15 protein-coding genes and 1 tRNA gene are annotated in these 13495 nt (G+C 68.9%); 6 read left to right on the top strand and 10 right to left on the bottom strand.

The features are described 5' to 3' along the window. Positions 1-20 precede the first annotated feature (20 nt). Positions 21-470, bottom strand: coding sequence for a GNAT family N-acetyltransferase (locus tag D3272_RS24220; protein WP_129221812.1), 450 nt, complete (start codon positions 468-470; stop codon positions 21-23). A gap of 131 nt (positions 471-601) precedes the next feature. Continuing rightward, on the bottom strand, positions 602-1486 hold the full coding sequence (locus tag D3272_RS24215) for a helix-turn-helix domain-containing protein (RefSeq protein WP_165361509.1): 885 nt from the start codon (positions 1484-1486) through the stop codon (positions 602-604). A 129-nt stretch (positions 1487-1615) separates the two neighbouring features. Between D3272_RS24215 and D3272_RS24210 the strand changes: the two genes are divergently transcribed. The 4 genes from D3272_RS24210 (at position 1616) to D3272_RS24195 (ending at position 3751) form a co-directional block, all read left to right on the top strand. Beyond that, positions 1616-2668, top strand: coding sequence for a fatty acid desaturase (locus D3272_RS24210; RefSeq protein WP_129221810.1), 1053 nt, complete (start codon positions 1616-1618; stop codon positions 2666-2668). Between the two features lie 23 nt (positions 2669-2691). Then, positions 2692-2765, top strand: a tRNA-Arg gene (locus D3272_RS24205). A gap of 222 nt (positions 2766-2987) precedes the next feature. Then, positions 2988-3200 (top strand): hypothetical protein, encoded by a 213-nt coding sequence (locus D3272_RS24200; RefSeq protein WP_129221809.1) that lies wholly within the window; start codon positions 2988-2990, stop codon positions 3198-3200. Positions 3201-3502: 302 nt separating this feature from the next. Next, entirely contained in the window at positions 3503-3751 is a 249-nt protein-coding gene (locus D3272_RS24195) for a hypothetical protein (RefSeq protein ID WP_129221808.1), read from the top strand. Between the two features lie 294 nt (positions 3752-4045). Here D3272_RS24195 and D3272_RS24190 read toward each other — a convergent pair whose 3' ends face one another. The 5 genes from D3272_RS24190 to D3272_RS24170 form a co-directional block, all read right to left on the bottom strand. Continuing rightward, positions 4046-4474 carry a hypothetical protein gene (locus D3272_RS24190; RefSeq protein WP_129221807.1) on the bottom strand — a complete coding sequence of 143 codons (429 nt, stop codon included), beginning with the start codon at positions 4472-4474 and terminating at the stop codon, positions 4046-4048. 25 nt (positions 4475-4499) lie between these two features. After that, entirely contained in the window at positions 4500-7328 is a 2829-nt protein-coding gene (locus D3272_RS24185; RefSeq protein WP_129221806.1) for an EAL domain-containing protein, read from the bottom strand. Between the two features lie 316 nt (positions 7329-7644). Continuing rightward, a complete protein-coding gene (locus tag D3272_RS24180; RefSeq protein ID WP_165361508.1) occupies positions 7645-8733 on the bottom strand; it encodes a GGDEF domain-containing protein in 1089 nt (362 codons plus the stop codon). Positions 8734-9629: 896 nt separating this feature from the next. Continuing rightward, complete coding sequence (locus tag D3272_RS24175; protein WP_129221804.1) at positions 9630-9947, bottom strand: hypothetical protein; 318 nt, start codon at positions 9945-9947, stop codon at positions 9630-9632. Between the two features lie 91 nt (positions 9948-10038). Beyond that, entirely contained in the window at positions 10039-10647 is a 609-nt protein-coding gene (locus D3272_RS24170; RefSeq protein ID WP_129221803.1) for a hypothetical protein, read from the bottom strand. 333 nt (positions 10648-10980) lie between these two features. Here D3272_RS24170 and D3272_RS24165 point away from each other — a divergent pair, with 333 nt between their 5' ends. Then, the gene (locus tag D3272_RS24165) at positions 10981-11238 is read left to right on the top strand and encodes a helix-turn-helix domain-containing protein (RefSeq protein WP_129221802.1); all 258 of its coding nucleotides are present in this window, start codon (positions 10981-10983) and stop codon (positions 11236-11238) included. Between the two features lie 56 nt (positions 11239-11294). On the opposite strand, the gene D3272_RS24160 is transcribed toward D3272_RS24165, so the two are convergent. Then, positions 11295-11534, bottom strand: a complete 240-nt coding sequence (locus tag D3272_RS24160; protein WP_129221801.1) for a DUF6894 family protein — start codon at positions 11532-11534, stop codon at positions 11295-11297. A gap of 388 nt (positions 11535-11922) precedes the next feature. Between D3272_RS24160 and D3272_RS27525 the strand changes: the two genes are divergently transcribed. Beyond that, positions 11923-12210 (top strand): DUF1488 family protein, encoded by a 288-nt coding sequence (locus D3272_RS27525; protein ID WP_165361507.1) that lies wholly within the window; start codon positions 11923-11925, stop codon positions 12208-12210. A gap of 153 nt (positions 12211-12363) precedes the next feature. Here the strand turns inward: D3272_RS27525 and D3272_RS24150 are convergent, their stop codons facing one another. Together D3272_RS24150 and D3272_RS24145 are read right to left on the bottom strand one after the other, a co-directional pair. Then, positions 12364-12552: a hypothetical protein gene (locus tag D3272_RS24150; protein ID WP_129221799.1), complete on the bottom strand. Its 189-nt coding sequence runs from the start codon at positions 12550-12552 to the stop codon at positions 12364-12366. 231 nt (positions 12553-12783) lie between these two features. Continuing rightward, positions 12784-13011: a hypothetical protein gene (locus D3272_RS24145; RefSeq protein ID WP_129221798.1), complete on the bottom strand. Its 228-nt coding sequence runs from the start codon at positions 13009-13011 to the stop codon at positions 12784-12786. Positions 13012-13495 lie beyond the last annotated feature (484 nt).

Below are 13495 nucleotides of genomic sequence, written 5' to 3'. Positions count from 1 at the left end.
GGGCAAGCGCCCGAGGTCCCTCAGAGCGGGATGTCGTAGGTGCGCCAGGGGGTCGGCTTCGCCACCCGGTCGTAGACGGCGCGGGCGCGGGCGTTGTCCTCGGCCGTGATCCAGCGGATGACGCTCCAGCCGCGGCGGCGGCCTTCCTCGGCGAGGGCTCCGATCAGGGCGTCGGCGGTCCGCCGTCCCCGCGCCCGGGCATCGACGAAGAGGTCGTCGAGATAGCCGCCCGTGCTCGCCGAGAGCGGCCGGGCGAAGGCGCGGTAATGGGCGAGGCCCACGGCGCCTCCCTCGGCATCCTGCGCGATCAGCCCCTCGGTCGCGTGCGCCGGGTCGTGCAGCCAGGACCAGACCCGGTCGCGCATCTCCGGCGTCTGCGCGACTCCGTAGAACGCGGCATAGCCGGCGTAGAGGCGGTCCCAGTCGGCGCGGTGGCGCTGGGCGACGGGGACGATGCGGATCTCGCTCATGGCATGTCCTAGGGTCGGGCGTCGCGTGACGCGGCGCCGACCATAGGGGGTGGCGGCGCCCCGTGTCGACCGCGGGAACCGAGGCCGCAGCCGACCGCCTGCGACGCCACCAGGCTGGCCCCGTCCCGCCGTCAGCCGCCCTCCAGCGTCTCGGCCAGCGCCCGGACCGTGCGCTCGACCTCGTGCGGCTGCACGGCGGAGCGCCGGATCATGTCGTCGAAGCGGCGCGCGAACATGCGGATATGGTCGGCGCCGTTCAGCACCAGATAGGCCTGCCCCAGGAACAGCACGGCGCGCTTCGGCCCGAAGACCGTGAAGGGCGAGGCGTAGACGTCGCGCAGGTCGTAGAGGTAGAGCCGCAGGCTCGGATAGGCGTCGCGGTAGACGTCCGCCATGGCGTGGAGCTGCGCCCGGCGCTCGGCCACGGCAAGGCCGTGCCACAGGTCCTGCCCGGCCGCGAGCGCCCAGAGCGACTGCAGCGCCACGCAGACCTCCACGTCGTGGTCGGGCTTGCGCATGAAGTCGAGCCGCGCCCGCACGGCGTCGAGCCGGGCCGGGGCCGCGGTGGCGAAGGCCCCGGCATATTCGAGCCGCAGCACCGCCTCGGTCTTGAGGAAGTCCGGCAGCGCCAGCGGCACGGTGCGGACGCGGTAGCCGGCGGCCTCGTTGAGCCAGCGCATGAAATGGTCGTCGGCGGGCAGGTGGTCGGGCGTCTCGATCTGCAGCATGGCCTCGATGATCTCGGCGCCGACCTCCTCGCGCTGGCTGAGCCCGAGCAGCCAGTCGACCGACACGTGGGCGGCCTGGGCCAGCGCCATCAGGGTTTCGGCCCGCGGCAGACGCGGCGCGTCGTCGGTCATGAGCTGCGACAGGGTCGAGCGGTCGATCCCGGCGCGGCGCGCGAAGGCCGCCGGGCTGAGCCCCGCCCGCGCCATGACGGCGGCGAGCCTTTGGCGGAACAGGCCGACGGTGTCGTCGCGATGGGACGACACGCCTTGTGGGGGTTTGGTCTGCATATGATGGGACAGTAAACGCATCGGGCGTGGGATCAACATCGTGAATCACCGTCGACGAGCATCGCATTGCAGCATGGCCGCCGGGCGGCGAGGTTCGGGGCCTGCCGACACCGCCGCCCGGAGCCCGCCTTGGCCCACCACACCCCCACCTCCGCCACGGGCCCGTCCCACACGGGACCCGCCGCCGCACGGCGCCGCCGCGGCGTCGAATGGCCCTCGGTGGCGCTGTGCTGCGGCGTCTACGGCGGCTTCCTGGCCCTGACCTTCTGGCACGCCCAGTTGCCCGTCGCCGTGGTGGTGGCGCTCGGGGCACCGCTGCTGGCGCTGCATTCGTCCATGCAGCACGAGTTCATTCACGGCCATCCGACACCCTGGCGCCGCATCAATCGCGGCCTCGCCGGGGTGCCGCTGTCGCTGTGGCTGCCCTTCGAGTCCTACCGGATGACGCATCTCGTCCACCACCGCGACGAGTCGCTGACCGACCCCTTCGACGACCCCGAGTCGCAATACTGGTCGGCCGCGGCCTGGGCCCGGCTGGGGCCGCTCCGGCGCGGCTGCGTGCGCTTCAACACAACGCTGCTCGGCCGCCTGCTGTTCGGGCCGGCCTTCATCGTGGCGCGCTACTTCGCGGCGGAAGCCCGGGCCGTGTGGGCCGGCCGCGGCGCGGCGCGGCGTATCTGGGCCTGGCACGCGGTGGCGGCCGCGGCGGTGCTGGCCTGGGTGGTGGGCGTCTGCCGCATGGACCCGGCCTTCTACGTGTTCGGCCTCGTCTATCCCGGCACGTCGATCCTGCTGCTCCGCTCCTTCGCCGAGCACCGCGCCGCCGAGGGCGTGGCGGAGCGCACCGCCATCGTCGAGAACGCGCCCGTGCTGGGCTTCCTGTTCCTCTACAACAACCTCCACGCCGCCCATCACGAGCGGCCCCTCGTGCCCTGGTACGCGTTGCCGGGCTGGTACCGAGCCAACCGGGCCCGGCTCATCGCCGGGAACGGCGCGCTGGTCTACGACGGCTATGCCGCGGTGGCGCGCCGCTTCCTCGTGACGCCCCACGACGACCCGGTCCACCCCGCCCATTCCGGCAAGGCCCCGGTCCCGGCCTCGACGCCCGCCCCCGTGCCGGCCCCTGCGCCCCGCAAAAAAGCCGAGCGCGACCCCGCGATCCATGCCATCATCACGCCTTGACCCGCGCCAGCGGGCCGCATCGGGCGCCCCTAGCTCAGCTGGATAGAGTATCGGGCTTCGAACCCGAGGGTCGCAGGTTCGAATCCTGCGGGGCGCGCCGTCCTCTCCCAACAGATCGTCCTATCGCCTGCGCCATCGGTGGACGGGCCGCAGGCGCGCGCCGCCGATCGCGGGGCGGGACCGTCGCGGCCATCTTGCCCAACTCGGCGCATCGGGCACCACCCGCCCGTGAGCGCGCTTGACCTCCCCTCTGTCCTGGAGCAGCTTGTTCATAAGATATTCATAGAGCGCTGGGGGGCGGCGCCGACGGAGGAACGAGATGTTGCGCGCCCTGGGCCCGGTTTTTGTCGCTTCGGTCGCCCTGTGGGCTGCGATCGCCTGGTGTTTTATCGCCGTGCGCACGCTGACCGGTCATGACCACATCCACCTCGACACGTATGACTTCGGCATCTTCCTCCTCGCCATCGACGGCGCTTTCGTCGCCGCCATCCTGTGGCACGACGACAACGAACGCCGGCGCCAGGATCGCTGAACATCGTCGGTGAGCGCCATCACGCCGTCCCGGCGCGGGACAGCCACCCGATCGACCGGCAACGTCCCGACCTGAATGTGCTTCGGCTCGCCCTGCTGAAGGTGGTGACACGCGACCACCGTCGGAACGCGCCATGACTGGCGCGCTGTCGCGGCGCGGGATGCTCATCGGATCGCGCTCTCTATTTCGGGGGTGCAGCGCGACGTTGCGGAAGCCGGTGCGCAGCGTCTTCATCGCGCGTTAACCATAGCCATCCACCCTCCCTCATATTGAACGAGGTTCAAGTGCTCCGGGGGTGGCCCATGCGTAGCCGTGTCGATCGCATCCGCTTCGATTTCAAGCTGCACGAAGCGTCCCCGGGATCGTTCGCGATCCTGCTGCACCTCTTTGCCGACGGTCGGTTCGCGTCCGAAACCGTGATCGCGACCGTCACGGGCTCGACGGCGGTCGAGATCCTGGCGATCGCCGTCAGGTTCCTGCTCGACAAGGGACACCAAGCTCACGTTTCCGATCTCTACGAAGCCGACCCGGTGTCCCGGCTGGCGGCCTGAACCGCCAGAGTGCTTTCGCCTGCGTCGGGTCCGGTCCAGCGCCACGTCGAGGGTCGAGAGTCGAGAGCAGCGTCATCGGCCTGGAAGCGCCGACACGACGTCCGAGAACGCCGATCGCTCTCGCGTTTGCCATGCCTTTGCCGGCATGCACGAGAGGCTTGAGGCACCATGGAGCGTGGCTCTACCGGAGCCATGCGGGGACGATGGGCGGGACACGTGCGAAGCACGTGGCCGAGCCACGGTCGCGCTTGTCGACGCCCCGTGAAGCGCATTGGACGTTCGGATCAGGGCCGGTCACCGCGCAAGGTCCGACACGTGCTTCCCGCCCCTGTCGGAGAGGCTCGCGAGCGCGCTGGCCTCCTGGGAATAAGGCCCGTTGGACACGGCGAAATCCGTGAGGGCTCCGCTTCGGGCGATCACCGTGATGAACACGGCCGAGGACAACCCCCCGCTGCGGCCGTTCGAGTTGCACAGAACGACGCTCGTCGTCACGTTTTCCACGAACCGCGGAGCGAGGTCGCAGGCGAACCCGTTGGCGATCAGTCCTGTCGCGACGATCTCGACCGGCGTCCCGATCGGGAATTGCGCGAGGGCATCCTTGCGGATCTGCCCGACGTTCTCGCCCATCAGCGTGGGGACGCTCTCCTTCGGCACCGCCATATAGGCCGCCGCCGCGATGAGCAGGACGGCGAAGCCGACCGTGCCGGGGACGCGCAGGTTCATGCGGGCGATCCCACCATGGCTCGTCTCACGCGGCCCAGGGCAAAGCCGATTGCGCCTTGGCCAGGAACTCCGCGATCTGCGACCGCGGCATGGGCCGACCGATCAGGAAGCCCTGGATCTCATCGCAGGCCGCGTCCTTCAGGAAGCTCAACTGCCGCCGCGTCTCGACGCCTTCGGCCGTGACCCGCATGTTCAACGTCTTGCCGAGCATGACGACGGCGCGGACGATCTGGTCCGCCCCGCGACGCTCCCCGAGGTCGTTGACGAAGGACCGATCGATCTTGATCTTGCCGAACGGGAAGGCGTGAAGGCTGGCGAGCGAAGAATGGCCGGTGCCGAAATCGTCCATGGCGATGCTCACCCCCATGTCGCGCAGCGTGCGGAGCACGTCGGCCGTCCTTTCCGGGTTGGACATCAGCACCGATTCGGTGATCTCGACCTCGAGCCGCCCTGCCGGCAGCCCGGAGGCTCGCAGGCAGTCCTGCACCGATTGGCAGAAGTCCGGTTCGCGCAGCTGCACGGCCGACACGTTCACGGCGATGCGGACCGGCACCGACCAGCCCGCGGCTTCCTGGCAGGCGGTCCTCATGACCCAGGCGCCGATCTCCCGGATCAGCCCCGTGTCCTCGGCGACCGGGATGAACTCTGCCGGCGATACCAGACCTCGGGCGGGATGGCGCCAGCGCAGCAGGGCCTCGAAGCCGCACACCTTCTGCGACGTGGTCTCCATCAGCGGCTGGTAGTGCAGTTCGAACTCGGCCTCGGCGAGCGCCGATCGCAGGTCCTGCTCCAGTTCGCGGCGCTGGACGAGCTTGCGATTGAGCTCGTCGGAGAAGAAACTCCACGTGCCCCGGCCGTCGTCCTTCGACTTGTAGAGGGCGGTATCGGCGCTCTTGAGCAGAGTTCCGTAATCGTCGCCGTTGATGGGACTCAGCGCGATGCCGATGCTGGTCCCGATGGACACGTCGTGACCGTCGACGAGATACGGCTGGCTCAACGCCTCGATGACGCGTTTCGCCAGGGTCGCGCAGGAGGCTTCGTCGTCGATGTCGGCCTGCAGGATGGCGAACTCGTCGCCGCCGAGCCGCGCCACCACGTCCACCTCCCGCACGATGGCAAGAAGGCGGCCCGTGGCCTGCTGGAGGACCGCGTCGCCGACAGCGTGGCCGAGCGTGTCGTTGACCTGCTTGAACCGGTCGAGGTCGAGGCAATGGATGGCGAAGCCTTTCCCGCGGCGGGCGCGGTTGATGGCCTCCTCGACCCTCTGTTGGAAGCGGGTCCGGTTCGGAAGCCGGGTCAGGGCGTCGTGCGTCGCCAGGAAGTGGATGCGCTCCTCGACCTTGCGCTTCTCCGTCACGTTCTCCACGGTCGCCAGGCAGCCACCTTCCGGCATCGGCGCATAGTGGATGGCCAGCACCGCATCGCCGAGGCTGACCGTCCTGACGAAGGTGCGAGACCGCTTCAGCAGCCTGCCTTCGTGGCGGCCCCGGCGCGCCACGGCGGAGGGCGCGAGGTCGAGGGGGCCCAATATGGCGCCGATCAACCTGTCGAACGGCGTGCCGGCCCCGTGGGCCTCTGCATCGACCCTCACCAGGAGGTAGAACTGCGGGTTGGCGAGGCTCAACGTCCCGTCCGCGGCGAAGACAGCGAGCCCTTGGGACATGTTGGCCATGGCGCCGTCGAGGTTGGCGAGCGCCGCGGCGAGCTGGTCCCGCCGCGCGCGCGCTTCCGTGACGTCGGTGTAAAGGGCCACCATGCCGCCCTCGGCCGTTCGGTTGCGGCTGTTCTGCACCCAACGGCCATCGGCGAGGAGAAACTCTTCGCTCTCCGGGCCATCTCCCGACATCATCAGAAGCGGGCTGCGGTCGTCCCCGGGGCGGACGAGCTGCTTGATGAGGCCCGTCCGGCTGATGCCCGAAAGCGACTTGCCGGGCGAGACGCCCAGGAAGTCCAGCGCCCTGGCATTGGCCAGTTGAACCAGATCGTCGGCCTGCACGATGACGACGCCCTCGCTGGAGCCGTCGAGGGCTTCCGCGACCCGGGCCTGGGACTGTTCCTGCAGGATGGCCTGATGCTCGATCAGCCTGCGCAGGTCGTCGCGCATCGTCACCATGGAGGTGGTCAGGTCTCCGATCTCATCGCTGGTGATGGACGGGGGGTCGCTGTCGAACCGGCCGCTGGCGATCTCACCGGCGAACCGTGACGCCGCGCCCAACGGCCCGCTGATGCGGCTCGACAGGATCCACACGACGATGCCGCTGATCAGGATGGCGAGCCCCGCCCCGATCACGGCGGCCTGCGTGTCGCGGGCGACGGTGGAGCGCGCGACCGTCCGGTAGTCGAAACCGGCGCGCGACACCTTGGCGACCATGTCGTCGATGCCACGCTCGGTGACGTGGGCCTTCAGTTCCGCCGCGTCCCAAAGGTCCGTGCGGAAGCGCTCCTCGAGAGCGCGGGCCATCGCGATCCATTCCCCTTCGACACGGCGCAGATCGGTTGCGACGGCGCCGATCTCGTTCGAGGACGACGCCGAAACCGCCGTCGCCAGGTCCTGCAGGAAGGATTGGTGCAGGACTTCGACGTTGTCGCGCGCCCTCGACCGCGCGGCCGTGGGGGACATCAACTCATGGGCCAACTCGGCTCGCATGCTGGAGAAGTCGCTGGACGCGGCCCTCGCATAGGCCGTGGTGACGACGGTCTCGTCGTAGGTGCGGGTCGCCAGCTCACCGGAGCGGCGCGAGCCGACGACGGCGGCCGCGCTCACCGCCACCGTGATGGCGCTGATGACGCCGAAGGCCACGGCGATCTTGGTCTTGATCCTCCACTTGAGGAACACTGCGAGGATAGACAGCACCGATGCACCTACTCAGTCCGAAAACATGCAGCCTCTTGTTGTCGTCCCTCGTCCTCCAAGCACAACTCCCGCCGAACCTTGCGTGACCATGTCACACGAAGGTGCACAAACCCTTGTCACGACAAACCCTTGTCACGCGAGGCGAGACCCACGCGACGGGCGACCGGCGGCGTCGCTGCGGCACCTCCCGGCCATCGGCTTCGGCATCAGGACAGCGCGTCCGACCGAAAGGGCGCCGGAGCCCTCTCAGGGGATGGTGGCGATCCGAGATCGGGAAGCCGGCACCAGTCCTCAGATACCTCCATGACCGACCATGTCAGGCCGCCTGGGGCATGGACGCGTCGGCGTCGCAATGCAGGATACAACGACCTTTGCCGGAAGCCTTGGCGACGTAGAGGGCCCTGTCGGCTCTCATCATCAGCTCTCCGAGTCCCTGGCCGCTCCCGCCCATGACGGCGCCGAGACTGACGCCGACGTTGGCCAGGACGCCCGGCTCGATGTCGTAGGGCTTCGCGATGGCGGCGATCATCCCTGCGCCGAGCGCACTCGCCGCCCCGGCATCCAGCGCCCCGGTCAGGATGAGGAACTCGTCGCCGCCGAGGCGACACGCGACGCCGTCGGGCTCCACGACGTCGCGGAGCCGCCGGCCGACCTCGCGCAGAAGCATGTCGCCGGCGGCATGGCCCAGACGATCGTTGACCTGCTTGAAGCCGTCGAGGTCCAGGTAGAACAGCGTGCGCTCGACACCTGCCTTCGACAGCGCGTCGAAGGTTTCCTCGAGGCCGCGCCGGTTGACCAGGCCGGTCAGGGGGTCCGTGACGGATTGTCGGCGGCTCTCCCTTTCGGCGGTGATTGCCTGGATGGAAGCGAGCCGATGCTGCCTCATGACAGCCTGGTTCATGAGGAAGAAAACCCCCGATTGCACCAGGATGAGCGGCAGGAACTCCGGGTGCAGGATCGAGAAGGTGATCTTGTAGCTCAGGTCGATGACCAGGACCTGGGTCATGGCATAGCGCGGGGCGGCGAAATTGCGGCCTATGATGCCGCCGATGGCAGCGAAGCCGGAAGCCAGGATGAAGAACGACATCGCCATGTCCGACGAGGCCACCACGAGGATGATCGTGCCCCCCTGCAGGCACGCCCAGAGCAGGCCCGTGGCGAAGACGGGGTCGGAGGGGGCGGTGACGCGCTTCAGCAGCATCAAACGGAGCGCCAGCAGCATGACGTCGGCCATGGCGAGGGCGGCGAAGATGACGTTACCGGACCGGTAATACGCGACCAGAGCCACGACCGTGGTGTTGACGGCTCCGGTGACAAGCGGGCCCTTGGACACGTAGAAATCGGCACGGAGCCGCGCCTGGACGTCGGCCGGCAAGTTCGGGCCGATCTCGCCGAGCCATCGCATGATACGGGTCCGCGGCGGTTGGTAGGTGATGCAATCGAGCACTGAAACCTCACGGTGATTCTTCGACCCTAGAATGCGCGTCGGGATGAAAATTTGTTGAAACATCGTCGCTCGTGAATTGAATAAAACGCGAGGGATCGGCAGCGGCAGTCTCCCGACCACGCGATCGCTGACAAGACCGTCGCGGGACGTTTCAAAGCAGTATCGGCTTCCCCGAAGTCGCTTCGGCGACTCCGGGTCGATGAGACTGCTCTCGATTCGCAGCTGAAGCGGGTTCCCCGACGGCGACGACGGTCACGGCACGACGCTCGACCGGCTCGAGGAGGCCGCCGAGGCGCTCGGGCCTCGTTCGCGAGCGATGTGGCGGCGGCTCGAGCCGTCGCCGCTCGCCTTGGCTCGCGACTTCAGCTCTCGTGCCATGTTTTTGCGAGCATCTTCACGCGATCAGGTGACTCGACCTGATCGCGATCTGCTCTAGACGAGGACCACGCGGCATCGCCGCCGGGCCGAGGGCGCTCGACGTCGCGGAGGTGGTGCAGGCGATCGCCGGCAAGGGGGCGACGCGAGGGTGGGAACCCCGTCGGGCCGTCGTCTTCAAGAGCTGGAGCGGCTTCGAGGGTGGCCCCTGGGGGCGCAGGGGCCGGACCTGTTCTGGCCTTCGGACGCGCGATGGGCCGGCTGGTGCCGACGAACCGGTCCGAGGCACGGCACGCGGTGTCCGGCACCCTGCCTGCAGAGGCTGCGTACGGGCGGACGCTGGCGCCGCCGTTCTGGCCGGCGGCGGCCCTGGCCCTAGAGCTGTCGCCGCTCGCCTTGGCTCGCGACTTCAGCTCCAGTGCCATGTTTTTGCGAGCATCTTCACGCGATCAGATGACTCGACCTGATCGCGATCTGCTCTAGCGGGATTCCTCGTGGGGCCGGGCTCGGTCGTGGCCCGACTCGAACCGGGAGGTCGCCGGGGGATGCAGGGCGTGGTCGACCTTGTCGTAGACCGCCCGGCACCTTTGGCTGAAGGCCGCGCGCTTGCCCGTCATGCAGGCGAGGCCGTGGTCTTCCGCCGTCCACACGTCGGGACAGATCTGCATGGCCTCGCCCGCGCAGGTCATGGCTTCCTGCTGGAGGTCGGGGGAGATCGTGGGCTGCGCCGCCGCGAGGCAGGGCCAGGCCGAGATCAGCACCGTGACGGGCGAGACGAAGGATCGGGTGCGGGCCATGGCGGCAGTGTGCCGGTTAAACGGCCGACCGTCCATGGGCAAGACACCGATATCGCGTCATAGGCTCGACGTCATCTTACCGCATCCGGCTCTATTCCGCCGCCGCCTGGGTCGCCACGGCTTCGAGCACCGGATGCGCCCGGGACCCGACGCCGAAAGCCATGACGACGCTGTCGTGCAGCTTGGTCGACAGTTCCTCGGCCAGGGCCGCCTGGCTGGCCGCCTGCGACGAGGCCTGTTCCAACGCGGCGGTCCGTTGCTCCGCCCTGGCGGCCCGCACCTCGGCGGCCTCGCACCGGGCCTTGAAGTCAGCCGCCGCGCGCTCCGACGTTTCGAGCTGCGCCTTCAAGCCCGCGCCGAGGCGCTTCCACTGCTCGATCGTGTCGTCCTGCGCGGCCAGTTGAACACTGGCACGCTCGCCCGCCTCGTCGAGGTCGCGCTCGAGCCGCTGGCAGCGCTTGACCAGCACATCGAAGGCCTGGGCGGCGCGCTGGAGCAGTTCCGTCGCCATCTCGAAATCACGGCGCGGGCGCGACACGCGGGCTGGCGGCACGGCCTCGACGGGCCTCGGCGCTTCCGCGATCTCGCCCCGGCTCTGTTCGAAGAAGCGGCGCATCAGGGTGTCGATCTCCACCTGGTCCACGGCTTCGGGAGGTGCGGCTTCCTGAGGCCGCTTCGCCAATGGACTCACGCTCGCCATGCTACGTCTCCCCGACCGGTCACTGGCCCGTCACACCGATGCCATGGTTAATCGGCCACAAGTAACGTAACGTCAAGGACGGCATGACGGGGACCCGGGCCTCGCCGCCGACGTCCCACCGCCCGCGACCCTTCCGCCGGCGACGGGGCTGTCCGCCCCACGTCAGCCTCGTTCGGCGCTGCCCTGCAGCCGACGCGCCGAGCCTGGACCTGCCACGCCCGAATGGGTAAATTTAACCAGACTATTAGTAGGATCGTACTATTGCGGTGCCGGTTGACATCGGTCATCTGCTGTTTGGACGGGCCGAGCCGCCGCGCTGACGTAGGACAATCGATGTCTATCGCCCTGTCGAAAGGCCAGGTCCGCGGCGCGCGCGGCATGCTCGACTGGTCCCTGGCGGATCTCGCCAAAGCCGCTCAGGTGTCGGTCTCGTCTGTGAAGCGGTTCGAAACCACCGAGCTGGACGCCGTCTCGCATGAAACCGCCGGCAAGATCCGCGACGCGCTGGAACACCAGGGCATCACGTTCCTAGTCGACGACGGAACCGGGCTCGGTCTGCGCCTGCGGGGACTCGCGAAGGCCGCCGATTGACGCCGACGGAGGCTCGAACGCTTCCGCCTCGGCGATCCACCTGCCGACCATCTCATCTAGTTCCGGAACAGCGTCCCGCGATAGCTGATCTCGCCTCGGTAGATGACGCGGTCGTCCGCGTTCCGCACGTCGCAGACCACGATGTGATATTCACCGTCCGGCAGTTCCCGGCGCAGGATGTCCGGCAGGAGGGCCTGCGCCTGCTGCCGCGCCTCCTCGAAGCTGTCGAACTCGTCGCCGATCGGATCACGGTGGAAGCCGTCGGCATCGCGCACATCGAAGAAGTATTGGGGCATGAGCGCCTCGCCGTTCAGGCGAGGGGCGATTTCGCCCTCCGTCGCTGCGCGCCTGGACCGATGCAGCGATGGGTCAACGTAACGGAATCTTGTCGGAAAGCGAGCCGGCGCGATGGTGAGCGCGGTTGACAATCGTCGGCCCCGTGCACCATGGCTCAGGTCCGGCGGCGAGCCCGTCACGGCGACGCGTCATCGGCCGCGTCCTGTCCCGGTCCATCGGGGCGGCGCCGTCGCCCGAGCCTGCGACGTCCGTCGCCACCGGCCCCGTCGCAGCGGCCACGGAAGCGCCGCCGAGGACAGGGATGCCGAGGACAGGGGCGCCACGGACTCCGCCCGGCCACGCGGCCGATCGACCGATCTCGCACTCTGCTTTGGGACCACCTCCGCCTTGCGCCTGACCCGCACCGACCTTCCCGCCGTTCTCGACGCCTTCGGCCTGCATTTCACCATGCAGGGCCGCGAAGGGCCGGTGCGGTGCCACGTGTTCCGCGACGCTGTCGACGAGCTGGAGGAGAGCCACGCCCGGAACGGCGCCGAGATGCTCCGCCGCTTCGCCGCCCACCGGACGCGGCTCGAACAGGTGGCCGACCGCATGTACGGCGCCGGCCATCGGACGCCCTGGATCAATGTCGAAGACCTGCTGCTGGGCGTGTCGCCGGACGCATGGGACGACTGAACCCCGTCCGGGGCGGGCGGTCCTGCTGTCCCGGACGGGTCCGACAGGGTGGTCCGCAGGCGGACCGGGTCTCGAGCAGGCCCGGCGCGACGAAAGCCGCCCGGAAGAGCCCTCGCACCGGGCGGGATCGGGCGTCGCCGGCCGCGGTCCGGCTCAGCCGCCCAGGAGCGCGATGAACGCCGCCACCAGCGTCGACCCCCCGAGGGGCGCCACCAGGAGAAGCAGGAGATTGATGCCGACCAGCCAGCCGATCACCCGCTCCTGGCGCTTGGTGAGGCGGCCCGGCGGCCGCTTCGGCTCCCACGGCCCCGGGCGCCACTGGTCCTGGAAATCAACGAACATGTCCGCCACCGTTCCGTGTCGCCCTGCCAGCACATGGCGCCGCCGGCCACCGTTGCAAGCCGGCCGCGGCGTCTCGCGCGGGGGCCTGCCGGCGGCGGTCGGGCGTCCAGAGCAGATCGCGATCAGGTCGCGTCACCTGATGGCGTGAAGATGCTCGCAAAAACATGGCACGAGAGCTGAAGTCGCGAGCCAAGGCGAGCGGCGACGGCTCTAAGCCGGCTGTGCCGCGCCTCAACCCTGGCGGCTGTCGCTGGAGGCGACGATGCGGCGCGCGAGGTCCAGGCCTCGCGACAGATGCCGGGCGATGATGGTGAGGCCGGCGGCTTCCGCCCGGTCGATGGCTGGCGCGAGCGTGTCGACCAGCAGCCTGGCGCTGGCGACCGGGTCGGCCAGAGTCGGGGGCGGTTGCCGGTCCTTGGCCTCCGCCTGCGTCTGGGAATGACCGTGCCGGTGCCGCATCCACGGTCTCGCCGCTTGCAGAGATCCTCGGGGCAGGATCCTGATCCATCACTATTGAAGCCGCCCACCTGCCCCGTCGATCCAGCCGGAGACCACAAACGCGCGATTGAGCAGCTTCGACGCTCTGCAACGTGTCACAAATCCGTAACTCTGAAAAGTCCCAAGCCGACGTTCGGACTTTTGTTCAGACATCGACGGCGGCAGCGGGGATGCGAACTGTTGCACCGCCACAACAGGACTGGTGGAACAGGACCGCGGCAGCGTCGAAGACCACGCCGGAGGAGGGTTTCTCATTTTCGGCTCATTCTGGGTCGGTAGCCCTTTGCGGGACAGATTTACTGCAGCGAGACGGCCCTCCCGACGATGAGGCCGGCCTCGGCCCAGATGGAACCGACAAGATGACGCTCGTGAAAAGCCTTCTGCTGGGCTCTGCCGCCGCCCTCGCCGCCGCCGGTGCCGCTCAGGCCGCCGACCTCCCGGTGCG

Origin of the sequence: Lichenibacterium ramalinae (assembly GCF_004137085.1) — a bacterium.
Lineage (GTDB): Bacteria > Pseudomonadota > Alphaproteobacteria > Rhizobiales > Beijerinckiaceae > Lichenihabitans > Lichenihabitans ramalinae.
The sequence above is the reverse complement of the archived record's forward strand: the minus strand, read 5'-3'. Positions and strand labels throughout refer to the sequence as shown.

Coding starts and splice junctions, on each gene's coding strand:
- D3272_RS24220 (WP_129221812.1), bottom strand. CDS start 470: ATGAGCGAGATCCGCATCGTCCCCGTCGCCCAGCGCCACCGCGCCGAC.
- D3272_RS24215 (WP_165361509.1), bottom strand. CDS start 1,486: ATGCAGACCAAACCCCCACAAGGCGTGTCGTCCCATCGCGACGACACC.
- D3272_RS24200 (WP_129221809.1), top strand. CDS start 2,988: ATGTTGCGCGCCCTGGGCCCGGTTTTTGTCGCTTCGGTCGCCCTGTGG.
- D3272_RS24195 (WP_129221808.1), top strand. CDS start 3,503: ATGCGTAGCCGTGTCGATCGCATCCGCTTCGATTTCAAGCTGCACGAA.
- D3272_RS24190 (WP_129221807.1), bottom strand. CDS start 4,474: ATGAACCTGCGCGTCCCCGGCACGGTCGGCTTCGCCGTCCTGCTCATC.
- D3272_RS24180 (WP_165361508.1), bottom strand. CDS start 8,733: ATGCGATGGCTCGGCGAGATCGGCCCGAACTTGCCGGCCGACGTCCAG.
- D3272_RS24175 (WP_129221804.1), bottom strand. CDS start 9,947: ATGGCCCGCACCCGATCCTTCGTCTCGCCCGTCACGGTGCTGATCTCG.
- D3272_RS24170 (WP_129221803.1), bottom strand. CDS start 10,647: ATGGCGAGCGTGAGTCCATTGGCGAAGCGGCCTCAGGAAGCCGCACCT.
- D3272_RS24165 (WP_129221802.1), top strand. CDS start 10,981: ATGTCTATCGCCCTGTCGAAAGGCCAGGTCCGCGGCGCGCGCGGCATG.
- D3272_RS24160 (WP_129221801.1), bottom strand. CDS start 11,534: ATGCCCCAATACTTCTTCGATGTGCGCGATGCCGACGGCTTCCACCGT.
- D3272_RS24150 (WP_129221799.1), bottom strand. CDS start 12,552: ATGTTCGTTGATTTCCAGGACCAGTGGCGCCCGGGGCCGTGGGAGCCG.
- D3272_RS24145 (WP_129221798.1), bottom strand. CDS start 13,011: ATGCGGCACCGGCACGGTCATTCCCAGACGCAGGCGGAGGCCAAGGAC.